General features: G+C 68.1%; 15 protein-coding genes. 6 read left to right on the top strand and 9 right to left on the bottom strand.

Annotation, left to right across the window (positions count from 1 at the left end; translation table 11 throughout):
- The first annotated feature begins 85 nt into the window (after nt 1–85).
- Nucleotides 86–1,357 carry a PEP-CTERM sorting domain-containing protein gene (locus ACS5PN_RS15200; protein WP_439464813.1) on the top strand — a complete coding sequence of 424 codons (1,272 nt, stop codon included), beginning with the start codon at nt 86–88 and terminating at the stop codon, nt 1,355–1,357.
- Here ACS5PN_RS15200 and ACS5PN_RS15195 read toward each other — a convergent pair.
- Nucleotides 1,317–2,447 (bottom strand): hypothetical protein, encoded by a 1,131-nt coding sequence (locus tag ACS5PN_RS15195; protein ID WP_439464812.1) that lies wholly within the window; start codon nt 2,445–2,447, stop codon nt 1,317–1,319. The two genes, ACS5PN_RS15200 and ACS5PN_RS15195, sit on opposite strands and share 41 nt — an antisense overlap.
- Nucleotides 2,447–3,013 carry an MOSC domain-containing protein gene (locus ACS5PN_RS15190; RefSeq protein WP_439464811.1) on the bottom strand — a complete coding sequence of 189 codons (567 nt, stop codon included), beginning with the start codon at nt 3,011–3,013 and terminating at the stop codon, nt 2,447–2,449. The genes ACS5PN_RS15195 and ACS5PN_RS15190 overlap by 1 nt, the downstream gene beginning before the upstream one ends.
- Before the next feature lie 95 nt (nt 3,014–3,108).
- On the opposite strand from ACS5PN_RS15190, the gene ACS5PN_RS15185 reads away from it, so the two are divergent.
- On the top strand, nt 3,109–4,362 hold the full coding sequence (locus ACS5PN_RS15185) for a cation:proton antiporter (RefSeq protein ID WP_439464810.1): 1,254 nt from the start codon (nt 3,109–3,111) through the stop codon (nt 4,360–4,362).
- The gene (locus tag ACS5PN_RS15180; RefSeq protein ID WP_439464809.1) at nt 4,359–5,477 is read left to right on the top strand and encodes a YbdK family carboxylate-amine ligase; all 1,119 of its coding nucleotides are present in this window, start codon (nt 4,359–4,361) and stop codon (nt 5,475–5,477) included. The genes ACS5PN_RS15185 and ACS5PN_RS15180 overlap by 4 nt, the downstream gene beginning before the upstream one ends.
- A gap of 12 nt (nt 5,478–5,489) precedes the next feature.
- Here ACS5PN_RS15180 and ACS5PN_RS15175 read toward each other — a convergent pair whose 3' ends face one another.
- Nucleotides 5,490–6,335 carry an amidohydrolase family protein gene (locus ACS5PN_RS15175; RefSeq protein WP_439464808.1) on the bottom strand — a complete coding sequence of 282 codons (846 nt, stop codon included), beginning with the start codon at nt 6,333–6,335 and terminating at the stop codon, nt 5,490–5,492.
- Between the two features lie 105 nt (nt 6,336–6,440).
- Here ACS5PN_RS15175 and ACS5PN_RS15170 point away from each other — a divergent pair, with 105 nt between their 5' ends.
- Complete coding sequence (locus ACS5PN_RS15170; protein ID WP_439464807.1) at nt 6,441–7,613, top strand: MFS transporter; 1,173 nt, start codon at nt 6,441–6,443, stop codon at nt 7,611–7,613.
- Here ACS5PN_RS15170 and ACS5PN_RS15165 read toward each other — a convergent pair.
- Complete coding sequence (locus tag ACS5PN_RS15165) at nt 7,610–10,678, bottom strand: PKD domain-containing protein (RefSeq protein ID WP_439464806.1); 3,069 nt, start codon at nt 10,676–10,678, stop codon at nt 7,610–7,612. The genes ACS5PN_RS15170 and ACS5PN_RS15165 overlap by 4 nt on opposite strands.
- A 517-nt stretch (nt 10,679–11,195) precedes the next feature.
- On the opposite strand from ACS5PN_RS15165, the gene ACS5PN_RS15160 reads away from it, so the two are divergent.
- Nucleotides 11,196–13,070, top strand: coding sequence for a phosphoenolpyruvate carboxykinase (GTP) (locus ACS5PN_RS15160; RefSeq protein ID WP_439464805.1), 1,875 nt, complete (start codon nt 11,196–11,198; stop codon nt 13,068–13,070).
- A gap of 70 nt (nt 13,071–13,140) precedes the next feature.
- On the opposite strand, the gene ACS5PN_RS15155 is transcribed toward ACS5PN_RS15160, so the two are convergent.
- A complete protein-coding gene (locus ACS5PN_RS15155) occupies nt 13,141–13,359 on the bottom strand; it encodes a hypothetical protein (RefSeq protein WP_439464804.1) in 219 nt (72 codons plus the stop codon).
- 105 nt (nt 13,360–13,464) lie between these two features.
- Complete coding sequence (locus tag ACS5PN_RS15150; RefSeq protein WP_439464803.1) at nt 13,465–15,201, bottom strand: hypothetical protein; 1,737 nt, start codon at nt 15,199–15,201, stop codon at nt 13,465–13,467.
- Between the two features lie 146 nt (nt 15,202–15,347).
- Between ACS5PN_RS15150 and ACS5PN_RS15145 the strand changes: the two genes are divergently transcribed.
- Nucleotides 15,348–15,638 carry a hypothetical protein gene (locus ACS5PN_RS15145; protein ID WP_439464802.1) on the top strand — a complete coding sequence of 97 codons (291 nt, stop codon included), beginning with the start codon at nt 15,348–15,350 and terminating at the stop codon, nt 15,636–15,638.
- Here the strand turns inward: ACS5PN_RS15145 and ACS5PN_RS15140 are convergent.
- Genes ACS5PN_RS15140 through ACS5PN_RS15130 form a run of 3 tightly spaced genes read right to left on the bottom strand, consistent with a single transcriptional unit; the run spans nt 15,635 to nt 17,312 of the window.
- The gene (locus ACS5PN_RS15140; RefSeq protein WP_439464801.1) at nt 15,635–16,177 is read right to left on the bottom strand and encodes a DUF924 family protein; all 543 of its coding nucleotides are present in this window, start codon (nt 16,175–16,177) and stop codon (nt 15,635–15,637) included. The two genes, ACS5PN_RS15145 and ACS5PN_RS15140, sit on opposite strands and share 4 nt — an antisense overlap.
- Complete coding sequence (locus tag ACS5PN_RS15135) at nt 16,177–16,395, bottom strand: hypothetical protein (RefSeq protein WP_439464800.1); 219 nt, start codon at nt 16,393–16,395, stop codon at nt 16,177–16,179. Before ACS5PN_RS15135 ends, ACS5PN_RS15140 begins: the two co-directional genes overlap by 1 nt.
- Nucleotides 16,396–16,433: 38 nt before the next feature.
- Nucleotides 16,434–17,312: a hypothetical protein gene (locus tag ACS5PN_RS15130; protein ID WP_439464799.1), complete on the bottom strand. Its 879-nt coding sequence runs from the start codon at nt 17,310–17,312 to the stop codon at nt 16,434–16,436.
- Between the last annotated feature and the right edge of the window lie 34 nt (nt 17,313–17,346).

Genomic DNA, 17,346 nt, shown 5'->3' with positions numbered 1-17,346 from the left:
ATGTTTCAGATATTTGACGACTGACTGCGTGCTCTCCAGACTGGGACCCGTCCTTGGGACGACCCCATAAGAACTGGAGACACGCATGAACCGCTTTCTGGCGCTGGCCCTGACGGCCAGCCTCGCCGGGCCCGCCCTCGCGGCCGACCCCATCAAGATCCTCTTCGTCGGCAACAGCTACACCTTCGGCCGCGTCGACCCGGTGCTGAGCTACAACGCCGCCGCCGTGCACGACCTGACGGCCGGCTTCAACGCCATCAACCCCGCGGGCACCAACAGCTACCCCCTGGGCACCGCTGGCCAGGGCAGCTTCGAGCCCCACCCCTGGGGCGGCGTGCCGGGCATCTTCAAGAAGATGACCGACGAGGCCGGCATGGCCTACGACGTGTCGCTGTCCACGCGCAACGCGGCTTCGCTGCGCGGCCAATTCCTGGACACGGCCAACAGCGACTGGAAGCTGCGCGAGAACGTCGCCACGCAGAAATGGGACAGCGTCGTGCTGCAGGAGCAGAGCGACGCCGCCCTGCCGGCCGGCAAGGGCAAGAACGCCAACCTCGCCACCTTCAACGCCTACGCCGACCAGTTCGAGCGCTTCATCCACAACGGCGCGGCGCAGAGCTACAAGGAGTCCACGCTGTTCGGCAGCCTGGCGGCCTGCACGGCGACGGGCCTGTCCTCGGGCAGCTGCAACACCACGCGCAATATCGCGGCCAACCCCAACGCCAGCAGCGGCACCAAGATCTATCTGGAGCAGAGCTGGGCCCGGCCCGACATGGTCGAGGCCCACAAGATCACGACGCCCGACATCACGAGTGTCGACGGCCGCCCCATCGTCGATACCAGCGCCGCAGGTGGCAACGCCACGCTCTACTACGGCAGCCTGGCCGACATGACGGCCGATCTGCACAACTCCTTCTACGCCAAGGCCGCCTCCAATCCGGGCTTTGCCGGCGTCGTGCCGGTGGGCGACGCCTTCCAGCTGGCCGTCAACCAGGGCCTGGCCCAGGGCGGCGGCTTCTACAACGCCAGCGGCAGCTTTGCCGAGACGGCGGGCGCGCTGAACCTGTGGTGGCTAGAACGCACCCACGCGAGCAAATACGGCTCCTATCTGTCGGCGCTGACGCTGTTCGGCAGCATCACCGGCCACGACCCGCTGAGCCTGGGCGCGAGCGAGCAGGCCGCCATCGACCTCGGCATCGATGCGACGACGGCACGCGCCCTGCAGCGCGTGGCCAGCCAGCAGCTCGGCTTCACGACGGCCGTTCCCGAACCGCAGAGCCTGGCCCTGCTGCTGGCGGGTCTGGGCGTCATCGCCCTCAGGACTGGAAGGCGCCGGGGTGGCGCGCCGGCCCGCTGAGGGCCACGCTGGTGTGCGGATGGCGGTACTCGCGCGTCGGCGAGAGCTTGAGGCCACCGCCCTCGCCCGCGTCGGCCGCCCTGCCACGCAGCGATGACTCGGGCTTGAGCCGGTAGTCGTCACGCGCCGCGCGCACAAACTCGTCCCAGTCAGCGCTGAAGTTGGCGCGCCGCGTCCAATGCCCCTCGGCCGCCAGCTTGGGCGCGCCGACGAGCAGGTTGTTGGCCAGCACCACCTCAGCCTGGGGCGGCGTCACGCGCAGCCAGATGCCGCCGCTGGGCTTCTGGTCCACCAGCGTGTTGTTGACGAGGTAGAGGGCCTGCTTCTCCCACTTCGCGCCCTCGACGCCGAAGGAGATCACATGCGGGTTCTCCGTTGTCGAGCTCTGCATGATGAGATTGCCCATCACGACGGCGACGCCGCCATTGGGAAACTCCAGCTCATAGCTCGCACGGCCGCCGATCTCGTCGGAGAGCCGGTTGTAGAGGATGTGGTTGACCGCCGCGCGGCTCTTCAGCAGATGCCCCAACTGACCGTGATGGAAGTAGCTGCCCATCACCGCCAGGCGCTTGATGGCCCCGACATAGACGTTGTGCGTCTGCCCGCCGCGCGCCGCGATGGCACCGAAGTCGCAATCGACGATGTCGAGCTCGATGCTGTCGTCGTTGGCCGTCAACAAGCCGTTCTCGTTGTCGCGAAAGCCGCAGTCCACCAGCGTCAGCGAGCCGGCCTCGAGGCGGATGCCGGCGCCGTTGCGGTCCGGCACCGTGGCGCCGATGAAGTCGAAACCCTCGATGCGCTGGCGCCGGCCTGTCATGACAAACAGGCCCTTGCCCTGGGCATGGGCGCCCGCCGCAACCAGGCTCACGCGGCCGCCCACGGCGCGCAACGTCAGGCCCTGCTGGGGCCAGGTGGCGGCGTCGCCGACGTATTCGCCCGCATCGACCTCGACGACCATGCCGTCCCGCGCCTGCCGCGCCGCGGCGGCCAGCGTCCTGACGGCGCGCCGCGGTCCGACCTGCAGCACTGGTCCGGCGTGGACGGCCATCGGCGCCAGGCTTGCCGCGACAAGCAGCGCGCGACGCTGCATCAGCCGGCCTTTTTCATCTTGGCCTTGAACAGCTCGACGATGCCGACTTCGCGCGGACCTGCAATCAGTTGGAAGCCTTCGCCCGCGGCAATCGAACCCTCGTTCTTGACCGCCAGATAGAAGCCGCAATAGCCGCTCTGGGTCATCAGCTTGGCCGCCTGGTTGAAGCCCATGTGGGCATTGAACTTGAAGCAGGGATAGCGCGGCTCGGAGACGACGAGCTCGCAGTCCGGGAAGCGCAGCACGTCGCCGATCCAGACCTTGGTTTCGAGCAGGCCCGACAGCGTCAGGTTCTCGCCGCAATCGCCCGGCTGCAGCGCACCCTCGACCTTGGCCTGGCCGCGCACCGTCTGCCAGAAGGCGTAGTGCTCCTGCGGATAGGCATAGACCGCCTTGCTCAACCCCCCATGGACGCTGAGGTCGGCCTGCTCGTCGCCCTCCAGCGACAGCGACCCCACGGCCACGCGACCCTCACGCTGGCGCTTGCGAATGGCCGAGTCCAGGGCCTGGCCGGAAGTGGCGACGAAATGTTCGACGCGGGCGGTGTTCACGCTGAAGACTTGCATGGCGGGCATTGTCCAGGAGGCTTTCGGCGTGTTGGCCTACAAGGGCGGACAGGCCGCCGATCTAGGCTTACGCAAAAACCTCCAAAGGGAGACTTATGAATGCACTCGACAGCGGCGCCAGGGTCTGGGCCGGGCTGGCCGTGCCCCCGTCCAGCGCGCTGATGTTCGTCGTCGGTGTGCTGCTCGCCGGGGCCCTGGCCGGCGAATTCATTGCCGCCACCACGCGGCTGCCGCGCGTGGTCGGCTACACGCTGGCGGGTTGCGTCGCGGCCGCCTTCGGCCATGGCGTCGCGATGCCGCTGGCCGGTGCCGCCCAGACCGTCACCGACCTGGCCCTGGGCCTGCTGCTGTTCGAAATCGGCTGCCGCGTGCATCTGCGCTGGCTGGTGCGCAACCCCGGCCTGGCCCTGACCAGCCTGGCCGAGGCCTTGTTCAGCGCGATCGCGGTGGCGCTGGTGCTGCGCCTCTTCGACGTCGGCTGGCAGACCGCCGTGGCCTGCGCCATCCTGGCCATGCCGGCACCGGCCGCCGTGTCGGGCCGCGTCGCGCTCGAACTGGGCGCCGAGGGTCAGGTCACGCAGCGCGCCACGGTGCTGACGGCGCTGAACACCCTGTATGCCGTCATCGCGCTGACGCTGATGCGCACCTGGTGGGCGGCCGACGACGGCGGCAGCCTGCCACAGGCCTTGGCAGGCCTGGCCATCTCGCTGCTGACGACCCTGGGCGTAGCAGCCCTGCTGGCCGGGGCGACCTATCTGGCGGCACGCCGCCTGGACCTGCGCAACCAGAGTGCGGCCCTGCTGCTGTTCGGCCTCGTCGCCTTCGCCATCGTCGCGGCACGCGCCATCGGCGTGTCGACACTGCTGATGCCGCTGCTGGCCGGCCTGCTGCTGCGCAACACCAGCGAGCGCCCCTGGGTCTGGCCGCGTCACTTCGGCACTTCAGGCGGAGCCCTGGTGCTGATGCTCTTCGTCATCGTCGGCTCGGCCTGGTCGCCCAAGATCCTGGTCGCCGGCGGCTTTGCGGCCCTGGCCCTGCTGGCCGCGCGCTTCATCGCCAAGACCATCGCCATCGTCGCGCTGGCGCCCATGGCCAAGGCCAGCTGGCGTCAGGGCCTGGCCCTGTCCATCACGATGACGCCGCTGTCGGCCACGGCCCTGGTCATGCTCAGTGAGCTGATGCGCGCCGAGCCCGAGCTGGCCGCCGGTGCCGTGCCCATCATCCTGGCGGCCATCGCGGTGCTGGAGCTGATCGGCCCCATCGCCGTGCAGTTCGCGCTTCGCCTGGCCGGTGAACTGCCGCCGGCGCCCAAGCGCCGCAAGAACAACAACAAGGAGGCCGGCGAATGAGCCTGGGTGAATTCTCCAAATCGCAGCCGCTGACGCTGGGCGTCGAGCTGGAACTGCAGATCGTCAACACCAACGACTACGACCTCGCGCCGGTCTCGGGGGACCTGCTGCGGCTGATGGAAAAGCGCAGCATCCCCGGCGACGTGAAGCCGGAAATCACCAGCAGCATGATCGAGCTGGCGACCGGCGTGTGCACCGGCTTCGGCCAGGTGCTGTCGGAGCTGGGCCAGATCCGCGATGCGCTGGTGGACTGCGCCGAGCGCCTGGACGTCTGCCTGGTGGGCGGCGGCACCCACCCCTTCCAGCACTGGAAGCGCCAGCGCATCTTCGAGACGCCGCGCTTCCACGAGCTGTCGTCGCTGTACGGCTATCTGTCCAAGCAGTTCACCATCTTCGGCCAGCATGTGCACATCGGTTGCCCGAGCGCCGACGAGGCCCTGGTGCTGCTGCACGGCATGAGCCGCTTCATCCCGCACCTGATCGCGCTGGCGGCCTCGTCGCCCTTCGTGCAGGGCGAGGACACCGGCTTCGACTCGGCGCGGCTGAACTCGGTGTTCGCCTTCCCGCTGTCGGGCCGCGCGCCCTTTGTGCAGACCTGGGATGACTTCGAGACCTACTTCACCAAGATGACCCGCACCGGCGTCGTCTCCGGCATGAAGGACTTCTACTGGGACATCCGCCCCAAGCCCGAGTTCGGCACCATCGAGGTCCGCGTGCTGGACACGCCGCTGACCATCGAGAAGGCCGCGGCCATTGCCGGCTTCATCCAGTGCCTGGCGCGCTGGATCACGGTCGAGAAGCCCTTCAAGCTCAGCGAGGACGACTACCTGCCCTACACCTTCAACCGCTTCCAGGCCTGCCGCTTCGGCCTGGACGGCACCTTCGTCGACCCCGAGAGCGGCGAACACCGCGTGCTGCGCGACGACCTCATCGCCGTGCTGAGTCGCCTGGACACCCATGCCGGCGACCTGCATGCCGAAGCCGCCCTGCAGTACGTGCGCCGCGAGATCAACGGCATCGGCAACGACGCGTCCTGGCTGAGGCGCGTCGAGGAAGAGAACCACCTGCTGCCCGAAGTGATCCGGCGCGCCTCCATGCGCTGGCACGGACGCTAGGCCACCGCGCCCCTACTTCAGCCCGAACAGCTTGCGCGCGTTGCCGTAGCGGATCTGCGCCTTTTCCTGCTCGCTCAGGCCCAGGCGATCGAAGGCGGCCAGCGTGCGCGGCAGGGACAGCTGCGGAAAGTCCGAGCCCAGCAGCACATGGTCGACGCCGACATTGCGGAGGGTCCAGACGAATTCGTCCTGGATGGGTGAACCCGCTGCGATGACCACGCTGGCCGAGATGTCGAAATAGATGTTGTCCGCGAACAGGCCTTCGGCCGTGCGAGCCAGGGCCAGGATGTTCCAGAAGCGGAAGTTCAGGCCACCCAGGTGGGCAAAGATGAACCGGGTCTTCGGGCTCTTCAGCGCCAGGTTGAAGAGGTTCTCGCAGTCGCCCGGCAGGATGCTGGCGTTGTCCATCAGCACGACGATGCCCAGGTCGCCGGCTCGCCTGACCAGGGTCAGCACGCGCGGGTCGGTGACGTCGAACTTCTGCGTGTGGGCATGCAGCTTCAACACCTTGATGCCGCGCGACGCGACCCGCTCCAGCTCGGTCACGGCGGCGGGGCCGTCATAGGGATGCACCGTCGCGATCGGCAGCATGCCCGGATGCCGCGCGGCGAGTGCGATCAGACCGTCATTGCTGGCGCGGGTTTTCTCGATTTCGCCCGCCGGCGCCTGGTTGGGCCCACCAAACCACATGGCTCCGAAGCCGTCCACCGACTGGCCGGCCGCCTTCAGCTGGGCCTCGTAGTCGCGGATCGAGGCTTCACCCGCCCACAGATGGACATGCGAGTCGAATGTCTTCTGCTGGCCGATGGCTGCACCTTGAATCAGCAGCAGCACGAGTGCAAGCAAGGCGGACTTCATCTTTTCTCCGGTGAACGCGACAGGTGCTGCCGCTGAATTGGTGCGTCAGGGTCGAGTATTCCCCAGGACTGCTGGCAACATCGCGTGTTGTTCCCCGCCACCCCCATGACTGAAATCCCCGCCCGCACCCGCTGGGCCATCGTGCTGCTGCTGTGCGCCTGCGGCGTGCTGGCCGGCGGCCAGTTCGCCAAGATCTCCATCGAATTCACCCGCCTGCAGGCCGTCTATGCCGCCTCGCCGGCCGGCATGGGCCTGCTGCTGTCGACCGTCGGTGTGGTGGGCCTGCTTTGCGGCGTCGTGACGGGCCTGCTGGCGCCGCGGGTGGGCTACCGACGCCTGCTGCTGATCGGCCTGGTCGGTGGCGCCCTGCTGTCCGGCCTGCAGGCCCTGCTGCCGCCCTTCGGCCTGTTCTGGGCCAGCCGCATCCCCGAGGGCGCGGCCCATCTGGCCATCATGGTGGCCACGCCCACCCTGCTCATCCACGCCAGCGCGCCGGCGCACCGCACGGGCGTGATGGGCCTGTGGGCGACGGTGGTGGGCCTGTCCTTCGCCCTGTTGGCTGCCCTCGACCGATCGCTGCCCGAAGGCCTGGCGCCACGTGCGGCCCTCGCCGGCCACACCGCGCTGCTGCTGCTCGCGGCTGCAGCCGTGCGGTTCTGGGTCGCCGACGTCGCCACGCCAGCTGCATCGCCGTCCGCGCGATTCAGCGTGCTGACCCTGCACCGCGAGGTCTATGCCGACCTGCACACGGCGTTGCCCGGCCTGGCCTTTTTCTTCTATGCCTTCCCGACCATCGCGCTGATCACCTTCGTGCCGCGCTTCAGCGGCCAGGGCCAGGCCGGCTTCCAGGCCGCCCTGCCACTGATGGCCACGGCCGGTACGCTCGCGGCGGGCTGGGCCGCGCGACGCTTCCAGGGTGGGCCGGGCCTGGTGCGCTGGGCCTATCTGGCCTTCGCCGCTTCGGCGCTGATGTTGGCCGTGGCCGCAGCGGCCGGCATCCCCACCGAAGCCCTGGCCCTGCTGACGCTGACCTGTGCGGGCCTGGGCGGCGGCGCGGCCTCGACTCTGATCCCGCAGCTCAACCCGGCCCCGGCCCAGCAAGCCCGCGCCTCGGGCGTGCTGGTGCAGCTGGGCAATCTGGGCTCGGTCAGCGGCCCACCGCTGTTCGCCGCCTTGGCGGACCGGTTCGGCCTGGCGGGCCTGGCGGGCCTGGCCGCCTTCACGGCGGCCCTGGCGCTGCTGGTGCTGGGCCGGCTGGCCGCGCGGCTCCAGGCCTAGCGGATGACGAGCTGCAAGGTCGCTCCCGGCGGGACGATGACGCCGCTGCGGCGATAGCGGGTCGACCCGGCCGGCACCGCGTCGCTGATATAGACGAAGGTCGTGGCCCCGAAAGTGCCGCTCAGCGCGGGCGAATGGTCCTGGTGGACGCCCTGGATGTAGGTGGGGTCCAGCGTCGGCAGCAGATAGATGCCGTCCGAGCGCTGCGCAAAGCCGTAGCCCGCGGGCGACTGCGCCGGCGACAGTGGCGACATGACGCTGGCCGCCATCTGGACGATCTCGGTCGCCAGGTTCGTGCCTCCTGAGTTCTTGATGGCGGTATCGAAGCAGGTGTAGCTGTCCTGGCCCGGGGCGTAGTCGCTGCAATCCGTCAGCAGGCGCTTGAACAGGCCGGTGCCGTAGCGGCGGGTGACGAAGGCGCCGAGGACGCCGCCATGGGCATAGGTGTAGAGGTTGGTGCCGTTCGGGTCGGCGGTGTAGCTGACGCCGCCAGCCATCCACATGAAGAAGGGCAGGCGGCCCGAAGCCATGTCGTCATAGGGCTGGCCATGCTCATTCTTCAGCAGGCCGGGGACGACGATGTCCTCGCTCATCATGGCCGTGGTTTCCTCCAGCCATGACTCGTGCGTGATGCCCAGCTTCACCGTGCGCTGGAAGGCGTTGACCATGTGCATGCTCTCGTGCACCAGCGACGACATCAGGTAGTTCCTGGACGTGGCGAGCATGCGCATGTTGAGGACGAACACCAGCGCCTCGTTGGAGCTGGGTTCCTGGCTCTTGCGGAAGTTGTTGGCAAAGGAGAAATAGCCACCCCAGCCGACATCGCTCTTGGGATCGCCCAGCAGGATGTTGACGTCCTGCAGCGTGTCGTCGCCGATCAGGGTGGCGTCGGCGCTGGCGCCCCACACGTCGCCTGTCAGCGCGGTCAATTGCGCGTAGGCGCCCGAGTTGCCGCAGTAGAAATTGGAAAAGTCGCTGATCGTCGTGGCACTGACCAGGCCGTTGGTCAGCGACGTGGTGTCCACCCAGAACACCGCATTGCGGCCGCCAGGCAGCGCGCATGTGGCTTCGACGCTGGCGTCGTAGGCCGGTTCGCCCAGGCTGCCTTGCCAGGTGCGGCGGCTGTGCAGCGCTGGAGGCGCGCCTGCACGCCCGGTCGCCAGCGCCTTGGCGCCCAGGGCCTTGCGCAGCGGCGCCGCGGATCTGGCGTAGGCCTTCAACAGCGCCTCGTTGCGCTGCTGCAGCTTGCCGTGCGCCTCATCGCGCCGGCTTTGCGCGGGACCGGGTGCCGCCTGCGTTCGCCGCAGGCTGGCCTTGGCAGCAACAGCACCGGCGGCAGCCTGACCGAAGTCGGGCAGGCTGGGCGCGGCACGCGAGCTGCCATTGGAGATCAGCAGCATGATGGAGCGCCCCGGCGCGACGTTGTCGATGTCCAGGTTGAAACCCTGGTCCTCGGCCGTGGTGTTGGTCTGTGCCCAGATGCCGGTGCCCGAGCCGGTGTAGCGGTTCACGCCGACCGCGCCGCAGTTGGCACCCGTGCAGGCGGGAGACAGGCTGCCGAGGATCTGGCCCACGACCCGCGCCGTCACGCGCACGGGATCGGCGCTCAGCCCCTGGCTGTTGGTGGCGACGACGCTGACGTCGTAGCTGCCGGCGCTGGCAAAGCGACGCGTGACGCTGGCACCGCTTGCCGTGGTGCCATCGCTGAACTGCCAGCGGTAGCTCAGGGCCAGGCCCTTGGGATCGGTCATGCGGGCGGTGAACTGGACGTCCTGGCCCGGCAGGGCCGGTTGCGGTGTCATCGTCACGGCGGAGGCAATCGGCGTTTCGCCTGCAGCCGCGACGGTGATGGTGGCGCTGTCCGACTCGCTGTCGGACAGGCCGTCGTTGACCACCAGCGACACGCCGTAGCTGCCGGCCACATCCACGTTGAACCTGGGCTGGCGCGCGGCGGGGTCGTCCAGTCGCGCCTGGCTGCCGGCGGGCTGGGAGGTCAGGCGCCACGCATAGGCCAGCGGGCTGTTTTCCACGTCGCTGCTCTTGCCCGCGTCCAGCGTCACCGTGCTGTTCAAGCGCGCCGAAGCCGGTGCGGTGATGCGCGCCACCGGCGGGTTGTTGGCGGTCACGAAATACAGATTCGACGAGCGGTTGCCGGTGTACTTGTCCTTGACGTCCACCCAGAAGGCGTAGGTGCCTCCGACATCGGGGGTGAACCGGGCCTTGCTGCTGCTGGCGCTGCTGAGTGTGACCTGGCTGCCGCGCGGTACGGAGGCGATTCCCCACTGGAAGGTCAGGGGGTCACCGTCGGGGTCGGAGCTGGCGCTGGCGTCCAGCACCACCTCGCGCCCAGGAACGGCGAGGGGCACGCTGGCGACTCGCACGATCGGGCGGTGGTTGACGATGACCGGGATGGTGCGGGTGTCTGTCGACTCGCCGTCGCTGACTTCCAGCTTGAGCAGATAGTCTCCCGCCTGCTGCGCCACCAATTCGGGCTTGGCGCTGGTGGCGTCGGTGAAGCTGGCCGAGGCGCCGGGCGGCGTGCTCAGCACCGTCCACTTGAAGGTCAGCGCGTCGCCGTCGGCGTCGTGGCTGCGGCTCGCATCGAGCAGCATGGACTCGCCGGGAATGAGCGGCTGGAAGATCAGGTAGTCGGCCACCGGCGCGTGGTTGTTGCTGGCGACGGTCACGCTCTGGCGCACGCGCGCGCTGTCGGCCTTGCCGTCGCTGACCACCAGGCTCACCTCGTAGATGCCGCCGCGGTCGGGCACGAGGTTGGTCTTCGCGCCGTCGGGTGCATCCAGCACGGCCTTGCTGTTGGCCGGCGCGGTCGTCAGCGTCCAGGCGTAGCGCAGGCTGTCGCCCTCGGCGTCTGAACTCTTGGCGGCATCGAAGCTGAGTGTCTTGCCGACCTCGGCGGTACCGGACTGCGTGATGACGGCGGTTGGCGCGGTGTTGATGCTGCCGCCACCTCCGGTATTGCCGCCACCTCCGGTATTGCCACCGCCACCCGTGTTGCCACCACCGCCACCACCGCACGCCGTCAGCAAGGCCAGCAGGGCAGCCATGAGTCCGCGCGTCAGCCCCGGTCGCAAGGCGCGAGGCGAAATGTCGAAGGCAGGGAGGTGATCGGTCATCGCGGTCGTCCAAGGCTTGAAGGCCGGGCGGAACACGCGTCTGCCCGACCCGCGCAGCGGATCAGACCGAGTGGCACCCTCCCTGGCTGCCGTCCGCGCTGGCCGGGGGCGCGCGGAGGCTTGTCTTTGTGCCGAATGATAAGAGCGGGCTTTCGCCAGCACCGCAGCCATCCAGCCGCCTGAATCAGCGTCGCGATGACAGCGCTAGCCACGCCAAAGTTGCACGAAGTTTCACGCCGCCTTCGCGCAAACCCTAGGCCCGCTTCGCCACCGCCGTGAGCTTTGCGCCCATGGCAGCATGGCGTTATTCCTGTTTTGCATGACCCCACCGACCCGGGTGGTTACGGCGTGATTACATTGGATTCGACAATCCACCTCCTCAGGTTCGGTGTGCTTGGGCCAGCTTGCAGGCTGCCCCAAACACATTCCCATGATTGGAGCTTTCGCCATGAACCAACCCGCCATGCAGGGGCTGCGGCTGAACCTGCCTGCCTATGTCAAGAACGCCCGGCTGATCGCCTGGGTCGCCGAGATCGCCGCCCTCACCGAGGCCGCCGACGTCTACTGGTGTGACGGCAGCGCCGAGGAATACCAGCGCCTGTGCGACCAGCTCGTCGCCGCCGGCACCTTCAAGAAGCTGAACCCGACCCTGCGCCCCGGCAGCTATCTGGCCAACTCCGATCCCAGCGACGTCGCCCGCGTCGAGGACCGCACCTACATCTGCACGGCCAACAAGGAAGACGCCGGCCCGACCAACAACTGGATGGCCCCGGCCGAGATGCGCGGGCTGCTGCAGACCGGCGAGCAGGCCCTGTTCAAGGGCTGCATGCGCGGCCGCACCCTGTACGTCGTGCCCTTCAGCATGGGCCCGCTGGGCAGCCCGATCGCCCACATCGGCGTCGAGCTGAGCGACAGCCCCTATGTGGCCGTCAACATGCGCACCATGACCCGCATGGGCCGTGCAGTCATCGAGCTGCTCGGCACCGACGGCGACTTCGTCCCTTGCGTGCATACCGTCGGCGCGCCGCTGCAAGCCGGCCAGGCCGATGTGTCCTGGCCCTGCAACAAGACCAAGTACATCGTCCACTACCCCGAGACGCGCGAGATCTGGAGCTACGGCTCGGGCTATGGCGGCAACGCCCTGCTGGGCAAGAAGTGCTTCGCGCTGCGCATCGCCTCGACGATGGGGCGTGACCAGGGCTGGCTGGCCGAGCACATGCTGGTGCTGGGCGTCGAGAGCCCCGCCGGCAAGAAGATGCACGTCGCCGCCGCCTTCCCCAGCGCCTGCGGCAAGACCAACTTCGCGATGCTGATCCCGCCGGCCGCCTTCAACGGCTGGAAGATCACCACCATCGGCGACGACATCGCCTGGATCAAGCCGGGCGCTGATGGCCGCCTGTACGCGATCAACCCCGAGGCCGGCTATTTCGGCGTCGCCCCGGGCACCAACTCGCACACCAACCCCAACTGCATGGACAGCCTGCAGCGCGACGTGATCTTCACGAACGTGGCGCTGACCGACGACGGCGACGTCTGGTGGGAAGGCATGAGCGACACGCCGCCGGCCCACGCCATTGACTGGCAGGGCAAGGACTGGACGCCCGAGATCGCCAAGGCAACCGGCGCCAAGGCCGCCCACCCCAACGCGCGCTTCACGGTTGCCGCGACCAACAACCCGGCCCTGGACGCCAACTGGGACAACCCCGCCGGCGTGGCCATCGATGCCTTCATCTTCGGCGGCCGCCGCTCGACGACCGTGCCGCTGGTGACCGAAGCACGCGACTGGACCGAAGGCGTCTACATGGCCGCCACCATGGGCTCGGAGACGACCGCCGCCGCTGCCGGCCAGCAGGGCATCGTGCGCCGCGACCCCTTCGCCATGCTGCCCTTCATGGGCTACAACATGGCCGACTATTTCCAGCACTGGCTGGACCTGGGCGCCAAGCTTGAAGCCTCGGGCGCCAAGCTGCCCGCCATCTACTGCGTCAACTGGTTCCGCAAGGGCGCCGACGGCAAGTTCGTCTGGCCCGGCTATGGCGAGAACATGCGCGTGCTGAAGTGGATGCTGGACCGCCTGGAAGGCACGGGCGGTGGCCAGGAGCATGTCTTCGGCGTATCGCCCGGCTACGGTGACCTGAACTGGGACGGGCTCGATTTCTCGCAGGAGAAGTTCGACACCGTCACCCGCATCGACGCCTCCGAATGGCAGGCCGAGATGAAGCTGCACGACGAGCTGTTCGCTCAGCTCGCCTTCCACTTGCCCGCCGCGTTGCCCGCCGTCAAGGCGCGCATCGAAGAGCGCCTCGCCCGAGAGGCTGGCTGACCCTGTTCCTTTGAACGTTCCGGTAATGACACCTTGACGGGCGCCTTCGGGCGCCCGCTTTTTTGGGGGGTCAGCGGCGGCTGCCGAACACCAGCAACAGGCCACCGATGGCGATGGCGCCCACGCCCAGCCACATCGGGATGTTGACCTGCTCCTTCTCCTTGGCCGAGACCTCCAGCGAACCCAGCTTCACGACGGTCTTGTCCTTGGTGTAGCTGAAACCGCCCATCGCGAGGCTGGCTGCGCCGACGACGAGCAGCAGGATGGCAATGATCTTGGTGGCACCCATGGCGCTCTCCTTGTTTGAGGTGCGCTCAGTCTCAGGGCGGCAGGGCGTTACCAAAAGTTGTCGACGGCGCAAGCCGCTGTCGGACGAAGCCGACAGCGTGTCGTTTCACGGATAGTTCTTCAGCGTCGCCGTGTTGCTGCCACCGCGGCAGCGCGCCGCGTCGCCCGCGTCGTTGATGACATGCTCGATGCTGCCCTTGTCCACCAGGCAGACCGTGATCATGTGGTGCATGCGCACGCCCGGCGATTTCACTGGATCAGGCACTTCGAAGGCACGGTCCAGCACCACGTCGGGCTTCAGGAAGACGCTGTAGGCACCCAGGCCCCAGGCCTCGTGGCGGGTCACCGTGTCGGCCACCTTGTAGGCGGCATAGCCGCGGCCCGTCGGGCCCGTCCATTCGGCCTGCGTGGGCGGGTCGTAGGGGATCTCGGACTGGTAGAAATAGACCCGCCCGCCATTGCCCTGCCAGACGACCTGCTCCTTCTGGAAATGCTCGACGAAGAGGCCGTAGATGGTCACGTCCTCGCCGTTGACCCACAGGCCATGGGCGGAAGGGTTGCTCGTCCAGCTGACGCCCTCGCCATGGTCGGCGCGCCAGATCCAGGTGTGGTCGACCAGGGTGTCGTGGGCATTGATGCGCAGCGCCGTGTCGACCTGGCCGGCGGCGGCGCCGCCGATGCGGAAGAACAGGTCGTGCAGCATGATGGGGTCACGCTTGTGGCGAGCCTTGGCGCCCACGGGCGCCACTTCCATCAACACGCCCGAATCCTGCTTGCCGGCGTCCAGGAACAGTCCCGAAATGGTCAACCCGTCGACATCGGCCGTCTTCACCAGCGGCTGGCCGTTGTCCGAGCGCAGCGTCGGGAAGCCGATGCCCAGCACCACGGTGCCGGCGCGCTTGACCTGCAGAGTCTCGGTCAGCAGGTACTCGCCCGGCGTGAACAGCAGATGCCTGCCGGCGGCCAATTGGACATTCAACTGGGCTGCCGTGTGGCCGGGCTTCGCGATGAAGAACTTCGCGATGGGCAGGGTCTTGCCCGGGGCGACGGCACCATCGGCCCAGGAGATGCCGACGCTGTCGCGTCGCAGGGCCGGCAGGCGCACCGCGTAGCCGCCCTGGGCATCGATGAAGAGATAAGGCTTCTCGCGCACCAGGGGCACTTGCGCGACCTTGGTGTAGCGCTGGCCCGGCGTCGGGAACTCGCCGGCGGGCTCGCCCCTGACGCCGACGAAGACCATGTTCCAGTTCGAGCCCGTCCAGCAGGCCCACTGGCTGTTGCGCGACAACCATTGCTGCTGCGTCGCCGAATTGACCTGGCCGTCCACCAGCACGTCCGAGAACCAGCCGCCGCTGGCCCAGCCCTTGTTCTGGTTCAGGCGGATATTGCCGCGCACATGCATGCGCCGGAACGGGATGGCCTGGGACACCGCCCATTGCATCGTGTTGTCGCCGATGCCCAGCGTCGGCGTGACGGCGAAGTTCTCGGCGCCACGCCAGAAGTTCTGCGTCGCGTTGTCGTTGTCCAGCAAGGCCGTCGAGCGCAGGTCGCCGATGACATGGACATCGTCCGGATGCGCACCCAGGCCCAGCACCTGGGTGTAGAAACCCACCGGGATGCGCAGGTCCTGATAGGTGCCCGGCTTGAGCAGGATGGCATCGCGGCGAGGGCCGAAATGGTTGGGTTGCTGGGCGGCGTAGATCTCGTCGATGCGCTGCTGCATGCCGGGCGTCGACGGGTCGAAGATGTGGACGTTGGGACCGAAGTCGGGCGTACCTCCCGCCAGGACCGCCGTCGCCAGGCCGGCGGCCAGCGCCCCCATCACCACTCGCTTGCACTGCATGTCTTTTCCTCGCCAGGGCTGCTGGCCGTCGCTTGTTTGGAATCGGTTCCAATTTCCGGATTGGATCACGCCCGACGAAGCCCGGCCTTCAGGGTTACTCCGGCGCGGAGCGGCGCACAATGGCTCGACTTGCGCAAGGAGACCCGATGAGTCAAGGCTTTGGTCATGAATTGCCGGCACGACATGTGCAGCAGGATCACCGCAAGGTTTCCCGCTACCTGTTCGTCATCGGGTCCAGCGCCGGCCCGGTCGCCAAGCTGTTTCTCGACAGCCGCGAGCAGGTGGGGGAGTTCGACGCCGGCACCGAAGAGGTCGCCGTCATGACACGCAGCGCCACGTCGTCCACGGGCGCCAGCGGCACTGAATGGGACAAGGCCTTGTCCGGCCACAGTGGGCAGGAGCGCGCGGCCGCAACTGTCTATCTGCTCGATGTCTAGAAGCTCGACCCGGGCTGCTTGAGAAATTCGCTCTCCTCGGCCGTCGACGCGCGGCCCAGGATGGCGTTGCGGTGCGGATAGCGCCCGAAGCGGTCGACTATTGTTTTGTGCTTGAGTTCGAACTCGTGTGTATGCGCCGGCGCCCGCTCGCGCATCAGCGGTTCGGCCGCCGCATGGATGGCGACGGACTCGCTGTGCATATAGGGCATGTAGAGGAAGGCGCGCTGCTCGACGGGCAGCTTCAGGTCGTCGCCCGCGGCGACGGCCTCCTGCGCCAGCGCCAGGGCCAACGGATCGGCCGCAAAGGCACCCGGCGTGCCGCGATGGATGTTGCGGGCGAACTGGTCCAGGGCGATGACCTCGGCCAACCGGCCTTCGGGCGTCGTGCGCCAGCCGAACAATTCGCAACGCCCGGCCTGCTCATGCAGCTCGCCAAAGCGGCTGCGCACCCACTCGTCAAAGGCCGGATCGACCTTCCACCATTGGGCGGGCTGGATCTCCTCGAACCAGAAGCGCAGGACGTCTTGCGGCGAGACCATCACTTGCGGCCACCCAGCAGCAACAGCAGGCCACCCACCGCAATGGCTCCGACGCCCAGCCAGACCGGCAGGTTGACCTCCTCCTTCTTCTTGGCGGTCAGTTCCAGCGGCCCCAGCTTCACGACGGTGCTGTCCTTGGTGTAGCTGAAGCTGCCCATGGCCAGGCTGGCCGCGCCGGCGACGAGCAGCAGCACGCCAATGATCTTGGTGAAATTCATATCCGCTTCCCGAGTTCGAAGCGGCCAGCTTAAGCGCTTCACCACGCGTAGCTCGCCCCCAGCAACCCGTAGTTGCCACCGCCCTGCGCTCCATGGCTGCGACCGATGCCGGGCGTGATCGTCCAGCCCGCGCCGGCCGCAACGGCAGCCTTCATCTGCAGGCTGCGCACGTTGCCGCCGTCGTGCAGGCGGTCCTGCAAGAGCTCGCCATTCAAGGCGACGCGTTCGCTGACGCGATACGTCGCACCGAGCTGGTGGCTGCGGTCTAGCGCCGCCTCGTCGCGGTTGACGGCCGTGACGCGCTGGCCCAGCAGAGGCACGCCGGACAGCAGGCCGCCACCGCCCGTCGTCTGCGTCGTGGTCGTCGTGTAGCGATTGCGCAGGGTGGCGCCGTAGACGCTCAGGCGCGGCGTCACCGCCACGGCAGCGTGCACGCCCACGCCGTGGCCCTTGAGGCGCTGCTCGACCGGTGTGGTGCCGCCGCCGGATGTTGTCGTGCCACGCGCGCGGGCATTGCGCCTGACCCCGTCCACGCCGACATTGACGCCGTCGGCCGGCTTCCAGTCGGCCGTGACGGCGACATCGTTCTGGCGCAGCCGATCGCCATCACGTCGCTGGCTGACATTGACACCGGCCTGCCAGGCTTTGCCGGCCACGCCGCCGCCGACCGACGCCTGCTTCGGTCGGTAGGTCGTGTCGCTGACCACGTCGCGGCTGCGCGACTGGCCAACGCCGGCCTGCAACCAGGCGTTCTGCCCCACCGGCAGGCTGACCGCCGCCGCGGTGCTCTGGTTGCGCTGGCCATCCCGCTGCACGGCCAGGTTCAGTGCGCGTTTGTCGGCGTTGGGGGCGGTCTCTTCGGCATGGGCCAGGCCGGCCAGCAGCAGGGTCGTGAGGAGGAGGCAGGGCGATTTCATGGCGCTCTCGTCGAGTGGTGCGGGCCGGCCGATC

The organism is Roseateles sp. NT4 (assembly GCF_051857475.1).
GTDB lineage: Bacteria > Pseudomonadota > Gammaproteobacteria > Burkholderiales > Burkholderiaceae_C > Pelomonas.
The sequence above is the reverse complement of the archived record's forward strand: the minus strand, read 5'-3'. Positions and strand labels throughout refer to the sequence as shown.

Bases quoted from the DNA above. Each gene is read 5' to 3' on its own strand.
- ACS5PN_RS15160 (WP_439464805.1), top strand. From the start codon at position 11,196: ATGAACCAACCCGCCATGCAGGGGCTGCGGCTGAACCTGCCTGCCTAT.
- ACS5PN_RS15185 (WP_439464810.1), top strand. From the start codon at position 3,109: ATGAATGCACTCGACAGCGGCGCCAGGGTCTGGGCCGGGCTGGCCGTG.
- ACS5PN_RS15180 (WP_439464809.1), top strand. From the start codon at position 4,359: ATGAGCCTGGGTGAATTCTCCAAATCGCAGCCGCTGACGCTGGGCGTC.
- ACS5PN_RS15135 (WP_439464800.1), bottom strand. From the start codon at position 16,395: ATGAATTTCACCAAGATCATTGGCGTGCTGCTGCTCGTCGCCGGCGCG.
- ACS5PN_RS15150 (WP_439464803.1), bottom strand. From the start codon at position 15,201: ATGCAGTGCAAGCGAGTGGTGATGGGGGCGCTGGCCGCCGGCCTGGCG.
- ACS5PN_RS15175 (WP_439464808.1), bottom strand. From the start codon at position 6,335: ATGAAGTCCGCCTTGCTTGCACTCGTGCTGCTGCTGATTCAAGGTGCA.
- ACS5PN_RS15130 (WP_439464799.1), bottom strand. From the start codon at position 17,312: ATGAAATCGCCCTGCCTCCTCCTCACGACCCTGCTGCTGGCCGGCCTG.
- ACS5PN_RS15155 (WP_439464804.1), bottom strand. From the start codon at position 13,359: ATGGGTGCCACCAAGATCATTGCCATCCTGCTGCTCGTCGTCGGCGCA.
- ACS5PN_RS15170 (WP_439464807.1), top strand. From the start codon at position 6,441: ATGACTGAAATCCCCGCCCGCACCCGCTGGGCCATCGTGCTGCTGCTG.
- ACS5PN_RS15190 (WP_439464811.1), bottom strand. From the start codon at position 3,013: ATGCAAGTCTTCAGCGTGAACACCGCCCGCGTCGAACATTTCGTCGCC.
- ACS5PN_RS15200 (WP_439464813.1), top strand. From the start codon at position 86: ATGAACCGCTTTCTGGCGCTGGCCCTGACGGCCAGCCTCGCCGGGCCC.
- ACS5PN_RS15145 (WP_439464802.1), top strand. From the start codon at position 15,348: ATGAGTCAAGGCTTTGGTCATGAATTGCCGGCACGACATGTGCAGCAG.
- ACS5PN_RS15140 (WP_439464801.1), bottom strand. From the start codon at position 16,177: ATGGTCTCGCCGCAAGACGTCCTGCGCTTCTGGTTCGAGGAGATCCAG.
- ACS5PN_RS15165 (WP_439464806.1), bottom strand. From the start codon at position 10,678: ATGGCTGCCCTGCTGGCCTTGCTGACGGCGTGCGGTGGTGGCGGTGGT.
- ACS5PN_RS15195 (WP_439464812.1), bottom strand. From the start codon at position 2,447: ATGCAGCGTCGCGCGCTGCTTGTCGCGGCAAGCCTGGCGCCGATGGCC.